Consider the following 20,128-nt stretch of genomic DNA (forward strand, 5'->3'; position numbering starts at 1 on the left):
GAAACGCTCATCCGTGACTTTTCAAACAGGCTCTAACGCTTTTGCTAGGCTAGCGAATATTTCTCCTCAAGCAGCCAGAGCAATTGCTCGTAAAGCGTTATCTGGTGCAGCATGGCGTGGAAAAACTTTGTCTGTTGCCGTGACTACTGGAAAAGGAGGAAGTTCCGGGAAAAGATATTTGATCGATAGGACGTCGTTACCTGAAGAGATTAATTCTACCTTAATCGTTGATAATAACTCATTAAAATCACCCTCAATAGACACAAACCATCGCCTTACCCTCGTATTGCGAATTATGGCTTCTGGAAAACGAGGCTCCGCAGAACGAGCCCAATGCATAAGAGAGATTGCAAGAAAATTCCCAAAATCCCACGATAGACAATCTAGCGGAGTATCAGAACGAACGCTTAGAGGGTGGGTCAGCTCTTACGAAAAAGAGGGTCTTTGTGGCTTGCATAGAGGGCATCGCGCTGATCGTGGATCTTCGCGCGTTGTTGCATGGCGTGCATGGGACAGAGCTATGACGGAAGCTGGCGTCTGTCAGGAAGACCAGCAGAAAATCGCCAAGGAATTGGACCGTTTTGTCCGCAGCTATTGGGCTCATGGTGCGTCCAGTGTCTACAAAATTCAGATGCTTATGCAGCCACGTTGTCAGGATATTGCCACTAGGACTGGCATTGCCTCGGATAGCTCCATCCTCAAGCAAATCTGCTGGGTTCCCAAGAACTTTGTGGACAAGAAAGAACGTAAACGCGCGCGCCTGATCCATACAAAAAAGCATGATGCTGGTGGTTATGCCTCTAACGCAGAACCCCGTATCACACGGACGCGTGATGGCCTATTACCTATGGATATGGTGGCAGCAGATGTCCGGCATTGTGACTTCCTGATTTCCCGTCAGGATGGCTCCCATACTACCGCTAAAATGATTGCCTTCCTTGATCTTGCGACCAACCGGATATTTGTTCGCAGCTTCATTTGTCCCAAAGGGGAAGCTATTCGACGGGAGCATGTTCTTGAAACTCTCAGAGACATGTTTGCCGACCCCAACTGGGGCGTTCCCAAAAACCTATATTTTGACAATGGCGGTGAATTCCAGTTGGGAGAAGCAGCAAATGATCTGGCTCGCCTAGCCAGCCTTGTCCGGTCGGCTGGCAAAGATATGGCGATAAAAGTTACCAGTTCTCTCTCAGCAGGAATCGTTCGAAGCCGGGCCTACAACCCACAATCCAAAGTTATTGAAGGCGTCTTCTCGAACTTTACCCGTACCATTGAACCTATGCTTAAAGGCTTCATTGGTGGGCAGAGAATGAACAAAAAGGTGGAAAATCAGGGCAAAGCGCCTGTGCCCATGCCGGGAGACGCTGCCAGCATCCACCGGAATATCCAGCTTGCTGTCGCTTTCTATAACGCAACCCCGCAGCAAAAAGGGGAAATTGCTGGGTATTCACCTGATGGCAGGATGCAGCATTTTGTGGCTGAGGACTGGCGTTCCATCATCCTTGACCCTGGCGAAGTCGAGCTGGCCTTCGGCCCGGAAGAAACGCGTGTCATCAAAACCGGTGGCATCGTCTCTATCAACGGTCGTCGTTATCATCACGATGCCATGGCGCAAATGGTTGGGGAAAAGCAGCGGTTCCGCGTGCCTTTCATGGGTAATGGCACACGCATTATCGGTCTGGATGATAAGGATAATCCTCTTCTCGTTGCTGTGGAAGAAACAGCTTACGCCATGACCGATCGGGCTGGTGCGATAGAGCAATCACGCCGCTCTCGTGCCCTCAAGAAAGATATACACGCTATATCTTCCGATCTCGAACCGATTGATCTTATGGGGGAAATGGCGCGTTTTGTAGACGCTAATCCCGCCCCGAGACCGGTAACACCGGAAGCAGAAATCACAATTTCACCTGTTCTGAAAGAAGCCGCGCGGCAGCCTAAATTGGCAGCCCCAGCCAAACTTTCGGATAATGAAGAATTCCGTCGCACTCAGGCTGAGGCATACAAAAAGCTGAATGCCTCACCGATGCGACGGAGAGCCTAGTCGTCGGGTGTTGCGAGCACCCGACGACCGCCAGCCGGGAGGCTTTTCCCGGCAATTTGACCACAAGGGACACACCTAATGACCAAGGTTATAAGACTACCAAGAGCGAACGAGAACAGCAACAATACCGGCACATTGTGGCCTACCAGTGTGTTGGAAGACATGGAAGGTGTGATGCTCGCCAGCTATCGCACCGGCATGATCGGCTTGCTGACAGCTCCGTCTGGCACAGGAAAAACCACGGCAGCCCGCATGGTGGCGGCGAAACTGAATACTGCGCCTGATGAAGACGAGTGCTCTTATGGGCAGGAAGTCATTTACATCATGATGACACGCGCCACAGACAAGACCCGGCCCGGCCTTGCTCATATTGCAGACGCTTTAGGAATCTACACGTCACGCGGTGACTGTCCGCAGGACATCATGCGGAGCATTGAATTCAAGCTGGAAGGCCAGACCAGTCTGCTCATTCTGGATGAAGCCCAGTTCATGTCTGCCGATCTCCTATCCGCCATTCGGAATATCTGGGATCGGCTAGAAACACGCGGCTGTAATCCGGGCATCGTTCTTGTCGGGACGGAAAGCCTGCATGAGCGTATCTGTGGCAGGCGGCGTTCTGAAGACATGGATGCTCTTTCGGGTCGCCTCGGGCAGAAGATGGTCAATCTTGCGATCAGTGAGGAAGATGTCCGGGCCGTCTGCAAACATCTCAATATCATGGGCGAGAAAGAGTTTGCCTTGCTCTATCGCGTTGGCCGTGAACGAGGCGGCTTACATAATATAAAGCGGGTAGTGGAAATGGCAGAGCAGATTGCAGATGGAAAGCACATCACACTGTCTACCCTGAAAACCTCCATAGCCGTGACGGGAGGTCTGGTCTGATGAGCAAGCCTGATCTTGTGGATATCGAGGGTGAAGCCTGCCGTCTTGAAGCCCTTTTAAGAGGCGTTTTAGAACTGTTTGACGCCAGTTTAGACAGTGTTGACTGGGCAGAAAATTGGCCAAATGCTAGTGAGAGTCTTCGGGAATTTGTTTATACAGCCCATTCCAGAAGCCGTGATCTGACAGCACTCTGTCGCAGGGCTTATGATAATGCGGCGTAAACCCCTTGATCCTGCCAAGGTGCGCCTTGTCCAGGTGGCTCGGAAACGCCTCGGACTGACTGATGATGACTACCGGAATATCCTCATGCGCGTGGGTGGTGTTTCATCATCCCGCGACCTGACAGCGGAAGCATTCCGAGAATTGATGGAGCTTTTTGCAAAACTCGGCTTTCAGAGTGACGCCAATCGTACGAACCTCGGCAGAAGGCCGGGGTTTGCTACCGCCGGACAGGTTGCTGCCATCCGGCGCTTGTGGGCAGAGTATACGGAAGGCACGGGAACAGAAACACAGCTTGGCCACTGGCTGGAACGCACATGGAGGGTTTCCGCCTTACGGTTCCTGCCCGAAAAGGATGCCCGAAGTGCGGTCATTATCCTGAAAAATATGGTGACACGGAAAACGCGCCCCTGAGGCGCGTTTCTACCATCTGAGCCACTCTGGTACCCAAAGCATCTTAAAACGCACACAGCCCCCTTTTAGTGCCTTTTATAATCCTTTTAGGAACACGACATGACCCCGCTACCTGATATTCTTGTCGCCTTGCTTAATTCAGCCGATGAAAATGTCGTTTTGTCTTTTATGGATGCAAACGGTGGCCAGCAAATATCCGTGCCACGCGTTGCTGAGGGTTCAAGTCTAGAAAGCTGTTTTGGAAGAGATTTAGCCTTGGCTCTTGTGAATTTTGCAGGTGGCAGCTCAATTTCCATCCCCCAGTGTCGTCGATGGCGTATCTGGAAACTGGCAGAACTGGGGTATAGCAGAAATGAGATAGCCTTGAGAGTTGGGACGACTTCGCGCTGGGTGAATGCAATCCTTAAAATGGAAAAATCTTCAAAACCTTTGTCTGGGAGTGCGCAGCATAATTCCAGACAAATGGATATCATGGATTTTCTGGGTTCAGAGTTATCCTAAAAATAGATAGAGCACTGATATTTTGCAGTCCTTCAATGATAATTTATGTCAGATTAAAATAAGAAAATAGAAGATTATTCCGCAATTATTTTGCGGAAGGAATTTCTTCCGAATGGGATGTTACTGCAAACTCATACACTTTTCAGTCTTGAAAAACATTGGGCTGAGGCATGAGGATGCAGAGACAAAACGCTACCGATAAACTTAATCCAAGTGCTTTAATTTTTCTGCGGGAAAAATTTGGCGACGAGGTTGCGGTTCGGTTTATTGAACGGTTTTCAGGTCAGGAGTTCTGTATCCATACGTCCTCATCAAGAACGCATTCCCGCAAGGGAGAGGAAATTATAGATGCATTCGGACCAGACATGCTGGATACTATTTTTAAGGAATACAAAAGGGTTCCTTTTATTGTCCCTGTAGCCAGAAAATTCAGATATGAATTTTATGCAAAGCAAGGCTTGGGATCAGCTGCCATTGCGCCCTTAATTGGTGTCAGCGTTCGTCAGTCATATTGTATTGGCAGACAATATAAAAAGCGTCGTGCTGCCAAATTCCAGCAGTGGAAACGGGAGGCGGAACGATGAGGGAAATCTTTTTCGAACTGAACGCAGCCCAAGACAGCGCGCCCGAATGGATACATCTTCTGCCCTCCGGCACCTTCTCGGCCAAGGACGGGCGTGGTCCCTGGACTGTCTCTGACCCCGGCAAACTGATTGAGGCTTCCCTTCCCAAGGGAGGCAGGCCGTTACCGGTCGATTACGATCACGGGTCAGTCGTGCCAAAGGGCAACGGTTCCGCCGCTGGATGGATTACCGAGCTTCAGGCACGCGACAACGGGATATGGGGCAAGGTCGAATGGACGGAGGCAGGGCGTAAGGCTGTCGCCAGTAGGGAATACCGTTTCATCTCCCCTGTTATCGGTTTCGACGGGAATAACAAGCAAGACATCTCGATCATTGATTCAGCCGCGCTAACCAATAATCCGGCCCTGACCCAATTGATCTCATTGACCGACGCGGAACGCAGCGGGGCGGTCGGGACGATCCTGACCCGCATACAGGCCGATATGGACGCCATTGCCGCCCTGACATGCCGCCCACCCGGTGCAGATGGCAATGCCCAGTCCGCCGAGGAAGCCGCTCTGGACGCACGCCTCAAGGAAGCTCTCGGTCTTTCGCCTTCCAACACCTCAAAACAGGGATAACTGGCCATGCAAATCTCGCAAGGCAATTTGCAAATCATCTTCACAAACTTCCAGTCCGCTTTCAACAAGGAACTGGAAAACGCTCAGTCCCATTATAAGGACGTGGCGATGATCGTGCCCAGCAGCACAGCAGTGGAAACCTATGGCTTTCTGAATAACCTGCCGTCTGTGCGGGAGTGGGTCGGCTCGCGTGTCATCCACTCCTTGGGCACCTCGCGGTTCAGTATCGTCAACCGCAACTGGGAACAGACCATCGACATAGACCGGAACGATATTGAGGATGATCGCTATGGTCTGTTCGGACCGGTCATCCGCGATATGGCGCTTTCCGCCTCCTCGCACCCCGACGAACTGATCTTCGGTCTGCTGGGCGATGGCTTTACCCAGAAATGCTATGATGGACAGCCTTTCTTCAGTGCCAATCATGTCGTGGGAACCGGAAAGGCACAGCGCACCGTCAGCAATGTGTTTGGGTCTGGCACCTACGCACCGTGGTTCCTGCTGGATTGCTCCCGTCCGATCCGCCCGCTGATTTTCCAGAGCCGTCGTCCTGTCACCTTCACACAGAAAACCGATCCGCGCTCCGGTGGCGCGTTCTTTGACAACAAGTACTATTACGGCGCGGATGCCCGCTACAACGCTGGTTATGGTATGTGGCAACTGGCTTTTGCCTGCACCGACCCGCTTACGCCCTACAATTACGCGGCGGTGCGAGCGGCCATGATGAGCCAGCGCTCCGAGAATGGCAGGCCGCTGGGTATCCGGCCCACCCATCTTGTGACCTTGCCGGGCAACGAGAACGCAGCCCTGCGTATCCTGCGCTCCCAGACCATTGAGGCTACGTCCAACGAATGGGCTGGCACGGCCATACCGATCATTACCCAATTCCTGCTGTGCGCTAACGGTTCGACGGCAGCCTGGGAAAAAGTAGCGGATTTTGTCAATCCGTCTGAAACCTATGCGGCGGGTAGCGGCACTACGGCTGATGGCAAGCCACCTGCTGCAAGCGGCAAGTAAACGGACGGGAGGATACAAACATGAACGCTATTGCCATAAGGCAACGTCTGGGACTGCCTGAGGACGCACCCGACACCGATCTGACCGGGGCCTTACAGGAGGTGCTGAGCTATCTCACCTCCCTGGACAGACCGGATTGCGGGGTGATGCTCAGTGGCGCGTCTTCTCCCGCCGATGTGCTGGATGCTGTGCTACTTTCCTCTGATGCGCGGCTTGTTGGCTATCGCCAGAATATGATGACAATGCAGCGTGAGACCGAGGCAATGCGTGCCCAGATCGCACGGGCGCATTCACGGGATATCGTGAACATGCAAGCCGAGAAAGGATATGCCATTTCCCGTCCGATCATTGAGACACTGGTCGAACTGCACATGCAAAAGCCTGATGAGGCGCTTGCGATCATGCAGTGCTTGCCCAACCTCAAAATGCGCCTTTCCTTCAAAGGTCAGGTGATGCAGGTACCTGTGCCGGAAGTCACGGACAAATAAATAAGGAATGACGCGCCGGGGGGCCAGCCAGAACCCCCAAACGAACCCGCCCCGAAGGGCGATCCTATGGTCGGCTGAATAACACCGTGTCGCAGCGCGTCTTGAAATCTCTACCACAGATATAGCGAATAATACCATGAATAATGAACAGATTGAAACCAATCTTAGAATAGCATCTTTTCTGGATGCTTTGCCGACCGGCTTATCCTTGCAGCATATCAGCAATAGGGTGCGTTGTGTTTTTGGTGAAAATGCATGGAAGCTTTCACGTATTCAGACTTATCTTGGCAGAAGTGATGAACAACCCACTGCGGGCCGACCTAATGCATTGAGGGCTGATCCAGAGCTTCAGACATATTTCCTGGAGAAACAGCAAACCCACTTTATTGATGAGTTGCTGACCGACGCACAGAAGACGTTTCCTGAAAAAAAACTACCATCACGTTCCGCACTGCATCGCTTCTTGCAGAATTCAAGAACCCTTTAACGGCCTTTTAGCGGCTATTGAAACACCATGTTTTAAAAGCACCTATCCCACGTGGGCTCGGATAATCCCACGAAATGCCACTAAACCACGGTAGAATAATTGTTGCATGGCAGGTTAATTATAGAGATAGCATCGGGGGTATATATGTGCTCCGTAAGGGGCCAGTTCAGCGTCAGATGATGAATTTCTAAACGGGCTCTTAAAGTCATGATAGAGGTCTGACCTAAATAAAATACATCGTAGTCAAAAATATTGTAAAAAATACCATCTCCAAAAATTTGTTGTTGTAAATAAAGAATAGCATTCCTGCGATGGTTCAATCTATGCAGGGTTGAGAGGCTGTCGCGCGTAAGTGATACGGCCCAGAGTGCCCAGTTTCTTGTCTTTTGTCGCATGTTTGCCAATCCAAACGCCAGAATGGGAAACAAAAAAGAGCTTTGCGGTCGCACGAGGTATGCGTCCGCATCGCTCTTTTTCTTGCAGGGGGAAATTTTATCCCTGATAGACTGGTCCTGCGGGAAGGAGTTTGCCCGGATTGAGAATATGGTGTGGGTCCATGGTGTTTTTCAGGGCTCGCATAACGCTGAGGGCCCCGGAACCATGTTCCGTTTCAAGAAAATCCAGCTTGCCCATACCCACGCCGTGCTCGCCGCTGCATGATCCACCAAGGGCAAGAGCTCGGGCGACAATTTTCTTGTCCAACTCCCACGCTTGTGCGTGCCCCTTCGGCGTGTCTTCCGTAATAATCAGGGTATGGAAGTTTCCATCGCCAACATGGCCTAAGAGCGGGGCGCGGAGGCCTGAGGCTTTGATATCCTCATAGACCCCATCAATCAGAGTGCCGAGCCGGGAAATGGGGACAATGCAGTCAGTAGAAATAACACGCGCCTGTGGGGCCAGTGCTTTGGCGGCCCAGAATGCATCATGTCGTGCTTTCCACAGCAGAGACCGTTCTTCCGGACTATTGGCCCATGCAAAACCCAGACCATTATTGGCTTCGACAAGTGCTTCCGTAGCACTTACCTGTTCCTGTACAGCGGCAGGCGCACCGGAGAATTCAAAAAATAACGTGGTTAGCGGGCGATAACCTTCCAGCTTGGAAAATTGGATGGAGGCTTGCATCTGCACAGCGTCCATCAGCTCCACGCGCGTGATGGGAATACCGCACTGAATGATTTCCATGGCGGTCTGCACGGCATCATGCAGATTTTCAAACTGGCAGACTGCAGCAGATAATGTTTCAGGGCGTCCATGTAGTTTTAACTGAACTTCCGTGATGACGCCCAATGTGCCTTCTGACCCGATAAATAGGGATGTCAGATCATACCCGGTGGAAGACTTCCGCACACGGCCGCCTGTGTGAATAATTTCACCAGTTGCCAGAACAACAGTGAGTCCAAGAACGTTTTCTTTCATGGTGCCGTACCGTACTGCGGCAGTACCGGAGGCTCGGGTGGCACACATGCCGCCGAGCGTGGCTTCACCTCCCGGATCCACCGGGAAGAAGAGCCCCGTATCGCGGATCTGGGTATTCAGGCTCTGGCGCGTCAGTCCTGCCTGTATGCGGCAGTCGAGATCCTCTGCATTCACCGCAAGAATGGCGGTCATACGGGAGAGATCAAGACTAATGGCGTGTTCCGGTGGTACCACATGCCCTTCTACTGAAGTGCCTGCACCAAAGGCGACGACCGGCACCCGTTCCGCATGGCAGGCCCGCAGAACGGTCGAGACATCTTGTGTGCTTTCTGCAAAAACTACGGCGTCTGGCAAGCGGGCCGTACTCATCGCCTCGCCATGGCTATGTTCTTCCCGCACGGAAGGCGAGGTGCTGATCTGCGCATCCATTGTGGTGCGTAGTGTGGTCAGAACAGCGTGCAGACGGTCTGCGGCAGAGGCGGAGTTTTCAGGCATCACGAAATATCCAGAAAGGAAAATAGGCTATCACAGTCTGCTTTCATAAAGCAGAATGGCCATTTGGTAAAATTTTCGGCTTTTCTGGACTGATTTGTGTCGCTTGGAAAACTACGTCTTCTGTAACGTTTTCCGGGCTAACCCCTGTTTCAGAAGGGTTTCTGTGGCCTCCACCAGCGCGCGCCCACTGGCTTCATCCCGCGCAGGTGCTGGGAAGCGCGGGGCAAGACGGATCTGGTAGCACATAGGTAATGGGGGGCGGCGCAGGAATGGCCAGCCCTGAGACAGATAGGGTGAATCCGTCTCAATCAATAGAGGCTGCACGGCGGACCGGGTGCGTTGTGCAATGGCGGCAAAGCCGGGCTGAAACGCCCCCTGTTCCGCACCGACGCGGGAGCGCGTGCCTTCGGGGAAAAGGAGAAGCTGGCAGCCTTCTTTCAGGCTTTCCGTTGCGGGAGAAATTAGTTTTAGTAAACTATCATGCCGAACATAGCCTGCGGTGCGCAACGTGCTGCCTAGTGTTGGACGGTCCCAGATGGAGGCCTTGGTAACGCAGATCAACCGGGGCAGAGCTGCCGCCAGAATTAGGCTGTCGAGACGCGAGGGATGATTAGCAACCAGCACAAGCCCTGTCTCATTTCGTAACGGGACAAGCTCTGTCAGGTCGCATTTTAGAATATCCATATGGTCGAGAAAGCGGACAGCACGTCGTGCCACAGTATAAAGCCAGCGTCGTGCTATGCGTCTTCTTCGTGGGCCTTCTGGCAAAAAGCACCGCAGCACGCAGGTTCCCGCGTCCAATGTGAGAAAAATAGCGGCAATTCCCAGCAGGGCAGCGTAAAAGCGCACACAGGCACTTAAAGCAGAGAAGCGGAACATGCAGGTTCGGGCTTTATCCGTCAGAGTGGTCGCCCTCCGGCTGAGGGCTTTTCTGCATACTGGCCCGCTCAGCCTTCTGCCAGCGGAAAATGACAGGCCACGGAATGGCCCGGCTCTATTACGTGCAGGGCTGGTTCTTCCACCCGGCAACGGTCCTGCACAAAAGGGCAGCGTGTGTGAAAGCGGCAGCCAGCCGGACGCGCCACAGGGCTCGGAATATCGCCGCCCAGTGGGGCCGCGCGGGCCGCACCGACCACAGGGCGTGGGACTGCGGCGGTCAGGGCGGCGGAGTAAGGGTGGGCCGGGCTGTGCAGCACCGCGTCTGTTTCCCCCAGTTCCACTACAGCGCCGAGATACATCACGGCCACGCTGGTGGAAATCTGCCGCACGACGGCCAGATCATGCGCAATAAAGACATAGGTCAACCCCAGCCGGGCCTGAAGGTCGGCAAACAGATTGACAATCTGCGCCTGCACGGAAACATCCAGCGCGGAAACAGGTTCATCCGCCACAACCAACCGGGGGGAAAGTGCGAGTGCACGAGCAATGTTGATGCGCTGCCTCTGTCCGCCGGAAAATTCATGCGCGTAACGCTCCAGCGCGCTAACGGGCAGGCTGACCAGATCCATCAATTCATGCAGGCGCGCCGTAATGGTTGCGCGGGAGCGTTTGCGTCCGTCCGGGTCGGGATGCACGCGGAGTGGCTCTGCCAGTAGGTCTCCAATGCGTCGGCGAGGATTGAGGGAGGCGTAGGAATCCTGAAACACCATCTGCATCTGCTGACGGAGCGGACGGAGGGCACGTTCCTTCAGAGCCGTAATGTCCTGCCCTTCAAATAGGATCTCGCCGGAGGACACATCGGTCAGCCGCAGCAGGCACCGGCCGAGTGTGGATTTGCCGCACCCGGACTCTCCCACCAGCCCCAGCACTTCTCCGGGCATGACGGAGAGTGAGATGCCATCAACCGCTTTCAGGGTCTGTCCACGCGGCAGATGATAGGTCTTGCGCACATCCCGCACGTCCAGCAGCGGTCTGGCACTGGCACTGGCACTGGCACTGGCACTGGCACTGGCATCTGGCGTGATGGCCGTGTCTGAGCGGCGGGTCATAGGGGCGGCTCCCCGGCGGAAGATAACATAGGCTGGATGCCCTGATCTGATAGACCGAGGATAATCCCGCCGGGACTGCTCATGGCGGTGTCTGCTTCCAGCAGCCGAGGCAGCAGGAGCGTGCCTTCCGCAGGCAGAACACAGGCTGCGAACTGGGCTGATTGCTGCTGGATATTGGCCGCTGACTGTGCGCCAGTATTCTGTCCCGCCTGTCCCGCCTGTCCCGCCTGTCCTGCTGGCACGAGTGGCACCAGTGGTGGCGGTGCGTCACGGCACGTTTCATGCGCATAGGAACAGCGTGGCGCAAAGGCGCAGCCTGCGGGGCGTTCCAGTGGGGCAGGGGGCGCGCCCGCAATGGCAGGCAGGCGGTGCGGACGTGGGCCGTCCAGTGGTGGGATGGAAGCCAGCAGAGCCGCTGTGTACGGGTGGCCGGGGTGTGCAAACAGGGCATCTGTCGGGCCGGTTTCCGCCACCCGGCCTGAATAGAGCACCAATGTTGTGTCACAGGTTTCCGCCACAACGCCCATGTCATGCGTAATCAGCAGCACGGAGGAGCCGTAGGTGCTGCGCAGGGAGCGGATCAGGTCCAGAATCTGCGCCTGTACGGTGACATCCAGCGCTGTCGTCGGTTCATCGGCAATCAGCAGGGACGGATTGCAGGACAGCGCCATGGCGATCATGGCGCGTTGCCGCAGGCCGCCGGAAAGCTGGTGCGGGTAGCGGTCCGCCGTGCGGGCCGGGTCGGGAACGCCCATGTCCGCCAGTAACTCCACAGTGCGGGCGCGGGCCTGTTTGCGGGACAGGCGTTCATGCGCGCGGATCTGCTCATCAATCTGCCAGCCGATAGTGTAAACCGGCGTAAAAGCCGTCATCGGGTCCTGAAAGATCATGGCGATCTCGCTGCCACGCAGGCGGAGGAGCTGTTTTTGCGCAAGCCCCACCAGTTCCTGCCCCCGGAACAGGGCAGAGCCGGTTATCTGCACGCCGGGGCTGTCAATCAGCCCCATCAGCGCCATGGCGGTTACGGATTTACCGGAGCCGGATTCCCCCACCAGCCCCAGAATATCCCGCTCACCCAACGTGAAGGACACATGCTCCACAATCGGGATCATCCGCCCGCGGGAGGGAAAGCTGACGCACAGATCCCGCACCTCCAGCAGGGGGGCAGGGAGCATAGGGATCGTTTCAGCGGGCATCACGCACCCTCGGGTCCAGAAACAGATAGAGGACATCCACCACCGCGTTGGCCAGCACAACAAACACGGCGGAATACATCACGGTGGCCATAATCAGCGGCAGGTCCAAATTGGTCAGCGCCTGATAGGTCAGCCGCCCCACGCCGGGCAGACCAAACACCACTTCCGTCAGCAGGGCGCCGCCCCCTACAAGCTGCGCGAAATCCAGCCCGAAGAGGGAGACAAAGGTAATCATGGAGGTGCGCAGCCCATGCCGCAGTAGGATACGGGTGGGGGAAAGTCCCTTGGCCCGCGCGGTGCGCATGAAGTCCTCGCCGGACAGGGCAACCAGATCGGCCCGCAGTACCCGGCTGTAAATGCCGATAAACATGACGGCCAGCACGATCCACGGAATGACCAGCGCCTTGAACCAGCCCCACGGGTTTTCTGTCAGCGGCACGTAGCCCAGCCCCGGCACCCATGAGAACAGCCATGTGTCATGATACCGGCTCTGTGTGATGAGGTTGGCAACCTGTCCCAACCAGAATACCGGCATGGAAATCCCAACCAGCCCCAGCATCATCAGGCTTCGGTCTGTCCATGTGCCTTTCAGGGCGGCGGCAAGGGTGCCCATGGCGATGGACAATACAACCCAGATCACCGCCGCGCCGCAGACCAGAGAAACCGTAACCGGAGCCGCACGGGCAATTTCCGGCACGACCAGTTCGCCTCGGTCCACGTAGGATGCAAGGTCCTGCGTGATGAACAGCTTTTTCATCATGGTGGCGTACTGCACGGGCAGCGGGCGGTCGAACCCGTATTCCTGCCGGACTTTTTCCATGGTCTGGGGGGAGGCGTTGCGTCCAGCAATGCGCGCCGTCGGGTCAGCTCCGGGTGTGGCGAAAAAGACCAGAAACACCAGGGCGGAAATGCCGAATAGGACAAACACGGTCTGCCCAAGCCGACGGAGCAGGGCTATCATCATGCGTCAGCCCTCCTCATGAAGACCGCCGGGCGGAATCCCGCACATCCAGCGCATCCCGCAGACCGTCCCCCAGAATGTTCAGCGCCAGCACCACGAGCACAATGGCCAGACCGGGGGCAATAGCGACCATCGGGCGCGTGTAGATCAGCCCCTCGCCGTCCTGAATGATGGTGCCCCATGAGGCGGCCGGAGCCTGCACACCAATGGAGAGGAAGGACAGAGCACTTTCCGCCAGCAAGGAAAGCGCCATGAGCAACGGCCCCAGTACCACCAGCGTAGTGGTCACGTTCGGCAGAATATCAAACAGCACAATGCGCCAGCGGGGCACGCCAAGGCAGCGCGCCGCCGTGACAAATTCGGCTTGCCGCAGCGCCAGCACCCGGCCCCGGATGGGCCGTGCGGCATAAGGCACATAGACCAGCGCGATAATGACAATGGGGATCAGCAGACTATCCGCCTCCACCACAAACGGCCCTAACTTCAGCCCCTGACTGACTGTGACAATGGAGAGCGAAATGGCGAACAGATAGACCGGCACCGCCCACATGATATCCATCAGGCGAGAGAGTATGACATCCACCAGACCGCCGAAAAATCCGGCGGCAATGCCAGCAGCCGCGGCCAGAAGCAGGCAGAGCACCGCCGCACAGGCGGCAATCAGCAGGGAATTCCGGCCGCCGTAGAGGAGACGCGCCGCCACATCCCGTCCCTGACTATCCGCCCCCAGCAGATAGGCCGCATGGCCGGTCGGCCCGATGGGGCTGAGGCCCAGATGCAGCGGGTTATCGTTCGGCTGCATGATATCTACCTCATGCCTGCCCAGCAGGATGCTACCAGCGACATTGGAGGTGAATGGGTCTGTCCGGGCAATATCCCGCGCATAAAGCGGAGCCAGCGCACAACTCAGGGTGATCAGCGCCAGCACGGCAAAAGCCACCATGGCGGCGCGGTTGCGGAGCAGGCCACGCAGGGCCTGTCGCCATGGGCCGGGTGGGGGAGGAGCTTCAGCCGTCATCGGACCTGAAGCTGGGAGAGGAGGATTTCATCATTGAGTGTTACGATGGCGTTACGCGTGCGTTTTGACAACAGGGTGACACGCCTGATCTGCACAAGAGGCACCGCCGGAGCCTGCGCCATCAAGGCGCGATCGACCTCGGCCCAGTCTTTTTCACTCTGTTCCGGGCTGGTCAGGGCTGTTCTGGCGGCCGTGGTCATCAGCGCATCGATCTCTGGATTGCAGAAAGCCGATATGTTGGGAGAATTATCGGAATGAGGATGGAAACTGGCGCAGGCAAACAGGGTTTGCAGAAAGCTGGAGGCGGAGGGGTAATCCGCGTTCCATCCTGTCAGGGCAAGCTGAACATGGTTGTCGCTGTTCTGAATGTAAGGGAACTGCACGGTCTGCGTCAGGCTGCGCACGGTGGCGCTATAGCCAAGGCTGGCCAGTGTGCTGCGAAGTTCCATGGCCATGGCGGCATAGCGTCCTTCCAGCGGGGCCACGATGGTGATTTTCTGCCCTGCTGTATCACTTTCCCGCACTAGTCTGCGGGCTTCCTCAAGGTCCGGAGCCTGCCACTGGGGTAGTGGATGCGCGGGGGAGGCTCCCTTGGTATAGGCGCAGTTGGGCACATAACCCGGCGTGCCCTGTGGCAAGAGTTGGCACAACGGGGCCGAAACGGCGGGACCGCCATGATAGATGACCATAGCATGGCGGTTAATGGCGTAATTCAGAGCCTGCCGTGCCTTGAGGGAATTGAAAGGCGGTAGCCGCACATTCAGGGCGGCGTAATAATAGAGCAGCAGTGTGTAAATCTGTACCTGTCCGGCGTAACGACTACCGACTTCGCCCAGACGGTCCAGCGGTAAATCTTCATACATCCAGTCATACTGGCCATTTTCAATGGCCGTTACTTCGCCTTCCGTGTCCAGCCCGAAGGTGACCTGCATGGTGTCCGGGTATCCGGCAGGTTGTGCGTCATGTGCCCATTCCTGAAAATATGGATTGCGTTCCAGCACCATTCCGGTCGCCGGGTCATAAGACGTCACACGGTAGGGGCCAGTACCCGGAGGGGCGGTGTTGCCGGTATCATGCGGTGGCGTGCTGGCCGGAACAATGGCGGCATGGAACCAAGCCAGACGGTCCAGAAATTCCGCATCCGGTTCCGTCAGATGGAAGGTAATGGTGCGTGTGGCGGCATCTGTCTCTATACCCCCTGCAAGCGTGCAATGCGCCGGATCATGCAGGCAGGCATCCGCCCCGATGATATGACTGTAATAGGGGCCGGCGGTTGGACTGCCAACCTTGAACAGACGCCGGAAAGACGCTGCGACATCCTCCACCCCCACAGTCTGACCATCTGAAAAATGCAGATTGGGGCGGAGCGTAAACCGATAGGTTCGCCCGCCATCTTCCGACTGCGGTACGGTTTCCGCCAGATCGGCAATCACATGCTGTGCTGCGGGGCCGGAAAATTTCGGAAAGGCGAGTAATCCGTCATAAACCGGCGTTTCAAGCTCTTTGATAAGAGATATATAGGAAACCTGAGGGTCCAGCGTGCCGCCTGAATCTTGCGCCGCCAGCCGCAGGGTGCCCCCTTTATGCGGATCAGAGGGGAAGTGGACGGCAGCCTGTGGCAAGAGTGGAGTGGCGCTAGGTTGAGCATGCAAAGCGGAAACTTGGTCTGCCACGGCAAGCAGAGCCGTCAGCACACATCCCGCATGAAAAAACCGTTTCTGCACTCTGTTCTCCACCCTACAGATCTGGGAAGAACTTAAAAGGGTGCAGTGTATGGCACAATGCAGAAACCGAAACGTATTATAAAAGCTGTTTTATCCGAGTAGTCTCGTCAGGCTTTTGGCACCTCTTGCAAGGCTTCAGGCAATACACGGCCAAACAGTTCCAGTTCCGCCGGGGTGGCGGTCCCAACACGGATCCATGTCTGATATTCGGGAGAGTCAAAGACGCGAATATCCACGCCACGTTGCGCTAAAGCTGCCTTCATTTTCTCTGCCGAGCGTAACGTATTGACGTAAACGAACGTACCATGACTTTTCAGAAAAGATAATTCATTTTTCTCACAGATATCATAAATCATGTTTCGGCATGTTTTAAGGTAAGCAATGGCTCCGGTTAGATAGGTTTTGTCTCCAAGGCAAGCGAGGGCTGCCGCATAACCCGCCTGATTGCGAGACGTTGTGGTCAGGCTGTAAAGTTGCTTTACCCGATTGGGCTGGGCCAGAATATAGCCAATCCGGAGCCCGGCCATGCCGTAAACTTTTGAGAATGTGCGCACGACAATCACATCATGTCCAGAATGAACAAGAGATGAGACTGTCATCTGCTCCGCCATAGGCAAAAGTTCAAAATATGCTTCATCCACGACCACAGGAATATTTTTGGAAACATCTTTGCAGAAAGAGAGAAGTTTTCCATGGTCCAGCATGGTGCCGGTCGGATTGTTAGGGTTGCAGAGATATACCATGGCTGTCTGGGGCGTTATGGCGCGACGCAAGGTATCCAGATTGATGGTGTGCTCCGCCAACGGCACATAGCGCACTTCAACACCGCGTCGCTGGGCGTAATTCAGGTGAGTGGTATAGGTTGGCTGCGGGGCCAGAAGGTGCCCGTTTCGGCCGATGTCGGTGGCAAGGAGGGAGAGCGCATCCAGAGAGCCATTTGATAAAGCAATTTTATCTCTCTCAAGATTTTCCTGCCGACCAATTTTGTCACGCAGACTATTATCGTCTTCCACATAATACGGGGCTTCTGGCACGCAGGCGATAATCGCCTTGCGAGCAGCAGGAGAAGGGCCATAGGGATTTTCTGTTACGTTCAGACGTGCGTGGGGTGCTACAAGTGTTTCCTGTGCCGCCAGAATAGGCCTGCTTCGTGCCGTCCATAATGCCGGTGCCAGCATACTGCCCGCCTGTATCAGGAAGCGTCTGTTAAACTGTGGCATGATGATCCTCTATTATAAATTGTTATCCATATTTAATGATTGGTACTAAGTCAGAAAATAGTGGAATAATTTTCCTTTTTTGTGAAGTTAAATAAATATAGAAAATCATGGATATTGAATGTCATAATAGTTTCACTTTCTATGTGAGACGGATCATTGATAACAAGCGCGTGATTTTTCATTTCTTAATATGCTTTGGAACCACGCATGACATTCAGGAAAGCCTTTCTGGTTTCAACCATTTTGACGTTCGGGTGTGTGGCGCAGAACTCGTTCTCCCACGCGGCTTCCGCGAAGCAGAAACAGGAGCAAAAGCCCACCACCGCTGCTCATGCAAAAAAGGCTCCAGCCAAGCGCATAAAGACTGGCGCAGTGCATGGTTCTGAAAAATCGGCTGCTTCCGGCAGTGGTGAAACTCTGATTGTCACTGGCACACATGCTGTTAACCGCAAAGCGCGGCAGAGCACATCACCTATCAGTGTGGTGTCTGCCGCCACGCTGCGCCGGTCCGGACAAATGAATCTGGCGGATGCATTAACCCGCACCTATGCCTCCATCAATGTCAGCGCTATGGGGAACGATGCCGGGGCTCTGACTTCTGCCATCCGTATGCGCGGCCTCAACCCCAATCAGGTTCTGGTGCTGGTAGATGGCAAACGTCGGCATACCACGGCCAATATTTATGCGGATGCCGGTCCGTCCTTCGGGGCTACACCAGTTGATCTTAACATGATCCCCGCAGCCTCTATCGATCATATTGAAGTGCTGGAAGATGGCGCTGCCGCATTGTACGGGTCTGATGCAATTGCCGGGGTTGTCAATATTATTACCCGCAAGACTAATCACGGACTAAATATAAGCGGTCAGACAGGAGCTAACGCTTACAATGGGGATGGCTGGCAGTATCAGACCAGTCTTGATGGCGGTTTGTCCCTTGGTGGTGACGGCTACTTGCATCTGAGCGGGCAGGTTTACCACACAGACCATATGGTTCCTTATACAGAAGACCATCGCCTGATGGGTTTTGCCCCGGCTGGTGCGGGCACAGCCCTTTATAAGGGCCCGGTTTCTGTCCCGAAGAATTCAAATAAGGTTATGAGCACGCCCGAAGAAACGCGCGAAAATCTGAGTATTGCCTTTGGTAAAACACTGACGGAAGGTGTGCAGGGATACGGGTTGATTACTTATGCGCACCGACATGCGGAGTCCTATCAGAACTATCGCACACCCAACACTTTGCCAGAGCTTTATCCCTCTGGATTTTCTCCACTTGAGACGATTGAGGAAAATGACTACGCGGCCACACTTGGCCTGAAAGGGGAAAACTTCCTCGGTTTTGCGTGGGATCTCAGCACGACATATGGTGCGGATGAAGATGCAATCGGCGATAAAAACAGCGCAAATGCTGGCATGTTGAGCAAAAAATGTGTTCCGCGCGCCAGCAATCCCGACAGTACAAGCGCCTATGCCTCTACGGACGGCTGCGGCTGGAGTCCCACAAACACGCGGGCGGAAAGCTACCGCATGGCGCAGTGGACAAATACGATTGACTTCAGAAGAAATTTCAAAACAGGGTTTTCCACACCTACAACTATCGCCTTTGGCGCAGAGCATCGGTTGGAAACCTATCAGATCAAACCCGGTACACCGCCGTCTTATGAGGCTGGGGGTATGGCAGGTTACGTGGGGCTGAGTCCACAGAACGCTGGTAACTGGAGCCGTGATATTTGGGCGGGTTATCTGGATGGGGATTTCCATCCCCTTAAAAACTGGGATGTCGATTTCGCTGGTCGTTTCGAGCATTATACTGACGTCGGCAATACCGAAAACGGCAAGGTTTCCACGCGGTACGACATTACCTCCCGTATTTCCGTGCGTGGGACTATCAGTAACGGTTTCCGTGCGCCGACTCTTGCCGAGCAGCATTTTAGTTCCATTAACGTGGGCGCTACAACCGTCGCAGGTTTGCTTCCCGTAAGTTCCTCGGCTGCACGTCTGCTAGGTGCTGCGCCGCTCAAGCCGGAACGTTCCACCAACGCCAGCGGCGGTCTGGTTGTCGAACCCCTTAAAGGGCTGCATGTGGAAGCAGATGTTTATCAGATCAACATTCGTGACCGTATTATCGCGGGTGGCTCTAGTAACGGTCCCACCGCTATTGCTGCCCTACAGCAGCTTGGGTTTGTGCTTCCTCCCGGTCTGGACCCCAATGCTGTCAGCACATACTATTTTGCTAACGGTGCCAGCACACGGACGCAGGGGTTTGACCTGAAAGCAGATTATCTCCTGCGGATGAATCGCTACGGAAACCTCAATCTTTCCGCCACGTTAGACCTTAACCGTACGCGCCTGAGCCATGTGGGCTCAACCATGGTTAACGGCACGCCTACCTCTCTGCTCACGGCGGCCACAGCTAGTTACATCACCACCGCTTATCCACGCAGCAAGCTGATCCTGAATGCCTACTGGACAGTTGGTAAGTGGGACGTCAACCTGCGCCAGACGCGCTATGGTGAAACGACAACCATGCTGGGTTATCAGGATTGGACACCCTCCAGCGCGATTTGTGAGAATGGCGGAAAAGCTCTCCGTTATTCAAATAGTTGCTTCGCACAGTTCAAAAATACGCCGCGATGGCTGACGGATCTGGAAGTGGGGTACAGTGTTACACCGCACTGGCACTTTGCTGTCGGTGCCAACAATATTTTCAATGTGCGTCCTCGCCGCGTAAACCCGATCAACAATAACTATGGCGGGCGCATGTATGATGCAAACTCCGCTCAGGTTCCTATTACAGGCGGCTATTACTATGGTCGGATTGATGCACATTTCTAAAATACAAACCTGATAGTGTTTG

The 20,128-nt window shown here is 54.8% G+C and carries 19 protein-coding genes; 11 read left to right on the plus strand and 8 right to left on the minus strand.

Annotated elements, in window-relative coordinates; translation table 11 throughout:
• The 10 genes from AD949_RS04440 to AD949_RS04480 form a co-directional block, all read left to right on the plus strand.
• A partial coding sequence (locus tag AD949_RS04440; protein WP_248845777.1) for a Mu transposase C-terminal domain-containing protein occupies positions 1-2,044 on the plus strand: 2,044 nt, incomplete at its 5' end.
• 78 nt (positions 2,045-2,122) lie between these two features.
• Positions 2,123-2,926, plus strand: coding sequence for an AAA family ATPase (locus tag AD949_RS04445; protein ID WP_048835695.1), 804 nt, complete (start codon positions 2,123-2,125; stop codon positions 2,924-2,926).
• The gene (locus tag AD949_RS04450) at positions 2,926-3,147 is read left to right on the plus strand and encodes a hypothetical protein (protein ID WP_048835694.1); all 222 of its coding nucleotides are present in this window, start codon (positions 2,926-2,928) and stop codon (positions 3,145-3,147) included. Before AD949_RS04445 ends, AD949_RS04450 begins: the two co-directional genes overlap by 1 nt.
• On the plus strand, positions 3,137-3,559 hold the full coding sequence (locus tag AD949_RS04455; protein WP_244463353.1) for a regulatory protein GemA: 423 nt from the start codon (positions 3,137-3,139) through the stop codon (positions 3,557-3,559). Before AD949_RS04450 ends, AD949_RS04455 begins: the two co-directional genes overlap by 11 nt.
• 99 nt (positions 3,560-3,658) lie before the next feature.
• Positions 3,659-4,060, plus strand: coding sequence for a hypothetical protein (locus tag AD949_RS14045; protein ID WP_141325363.1), 402 nt, complete (start codon positions 3,659-3,661; stop codon positions 4,058-4,060).
• A 176-nt stretch (positions 4,061-4,236) separates the two neighbouring features.
• On the plus strand, positions 4,237-4,644 hold the full coding sequence (locus AD949_RS04460) for a hypothetical protein (RefSeq protein WP_141325365.1): 408 nt from the start codon (positions 4,237-4,239) through the stop codon (positions 4,642-4,644).
• Positions 4,641-5,264 carry a phage protease gene (locus AD949_RS04465; RefSeq protein WP_052944552.1) on the plus strand — a complete coding sequence of 208 codons (624 nt, stop codon included), beginning with the start codon at positions 4,641-4,643 and terminating at the stop codon, positions 5,262-5,264. The genes AD949_RS04460 and AD949_RS04465 overlap by 4 nt, the downstream gene beginning before the upstream one ends.
• Before the next feature lie 6 nt (positions 5,265-5,270).
• The gene (locus tag AD949_RS04470) at positions 5,271-6,281 is read left to right on the plus strand and encodes a Mu-like prophage major head subunit gpT family protein (RefSeq protein WP_174766764.1); all 1,011 of its coding nucleotides are present in this window, start codon (positions 5,271-5,273) and stop codon (positions 6,279-6,281) included.
• A 20-nt stretch (positions 6,282-6,301) separates the two neighbouring features.
• Positions 6,302-6,769 (plus strand): hypothetical protein, encoded by a 468-nt coding sequence (locus AD949_RS04475; RefSeq protein ID WP_048835691.1) that lies wholly within the window; start codon positions 6,302-6,304, stop codon positions 6,767-6,769.
• A gap of 136 nt (positions 6,770-6,905) precedes the next feature.
• On the plus strand, positions 6,906-7,256 hold the full coding sequence (locus AD949_RS04480) for a hypothetical protein (protein WP_048835690.1): 351 nt from the start codon (positions 6,906-6,908) through the stop codon (positions 7,254-7,256).
• 492 nt (positions 7,257-7,748) lie between these two features.
• Here AD949_RS04480 and AD949_RS04485 read toward each other — a convergent pair whose 3' ends face one another.
• The 8 genes from AD949_RS04485 to AD949_RS04520 all read right to left on the minus strand — a co-directional run bounded on the left by AD949_RS04485 (position 7,749) and on the right by AD949_RS04520 (position 17,274).
• Entirely contained in the window at positions 7,749-9,167 is a 1,419-nt protein-coding gene (locus AD949_RS04485; protein WP_048835689.1) for an FAD-binding oxidoreductase, read from the minus strand.
• A gap of 111 nt (positions 9,168-9,278) precedes the next feature.
• Complete coding sequence (locus AD949_RS04490; RefSeq protein ID WP_048835688.1) at positions 9,279-10,046, minus strand: lysophospholipid acyltransferase family protein; 768 nt, start codon at positions 10,044-10,046, stop codon at positions 9,279-9,281.
• 68 nt (positions 10,047-10,114) lie between these two features.
• A complete protein-coding gene (locus AD949_RS04495) occupies positions 10,115-11,155 on the minus strand; it encodes an ABC transporter ATP-binding protein (RefSeq protein ID WP_082064692.1) in 1,041 nt (346 codons plus the stop codon).
• Positions 11,152-12,330, minus strand: a complete 1,179-nt coding sequence (locus AD949_RS04500) for an ABC transporter ATP-binding protein (protein ID WP_174766766.1) — start codon at positions 12,328-12,330, stop codon at positions 11,152-11,154. Before AD949_RS04500 ends, AD949_RS04495 begins: the two co-directional genes overlap by 4 nt.
• Before the next feature lie 10 nt (positions 12,331-12,340).
• The gene (locus AD949_RS04505) at positions 12,341-13,315 is read right to left on the minus strand and encodes an ABC transporter permease (protein WP_082064690.1); all 975 of its coding nucleotides are present in this window, start codon (positions 13,313-13,315) and stop codon (positions 12,341-12,343) included.
• 13 nt (positions 13,316-13,328) lie between these two features.
• On the minus strand, positions 13,329-14,330 hold the full coding sequence (locus tag AD949_RS04510) for an ABC transporter permease (protein WP_048835687.1): 1,002 nt from the start codon (positions 14,328-14,330) through the stop codon (positions 13,329-13,331).
• A complete protein-coding gene (locus tag AD949_RS04515) occupies positions 14,327-16,054 on the minus strand; it encodes an ABC transporter substrate-binding protein (protein ID WP_244463352.1) in 1,728 nt (575 codons plus the stop codon). The genes AD949_RS04510 and AD949_RS04515 overlap by 4 nt, the downstream gene beginning before the upstream one ends.
• Before the next feature lie 107 nt (positions 16,055-16,161).
• A complete protein-coding gene (locus AD949_RS04520; protein ID WP_082064689.1) occupies positions 16,162-17,274 on the minus strand; it encodes a pyridoxal phosphate-dependent aminotransferase in 1,113 nt (370 codons plus the stop codon).
• A 207-nt stretch (positions 17,275-17,481) separates the two neighbouring features.
• Between AD949_RS04520 and AD949_RS04525 the strand changes: the two genes are divergently transcribed.
• A complete protein-coding gene (locus AD949_RS04525; RefSeq protein ID WP_048835700.1) occupies positions 17,482-20,106 on the plus strand; it encodes a TonB-dependent receptor plug domain-containing protein in 2,625 nt (874 codons plus the stop codon).
• The last annotated feature ends 22 nt before the right edge of the window (positions 20,107-20,128 follow it).

The sequence above is a fragment of the Acetobacter orleanensis genome (assembly GCF_001581005.1).
GTDB lineage: Bacteria > Pseudomonadota > Alphaproteobacteria > Acetobacterales > Acetobacteraceae > Acetobacter > Acetobacter orleanensis.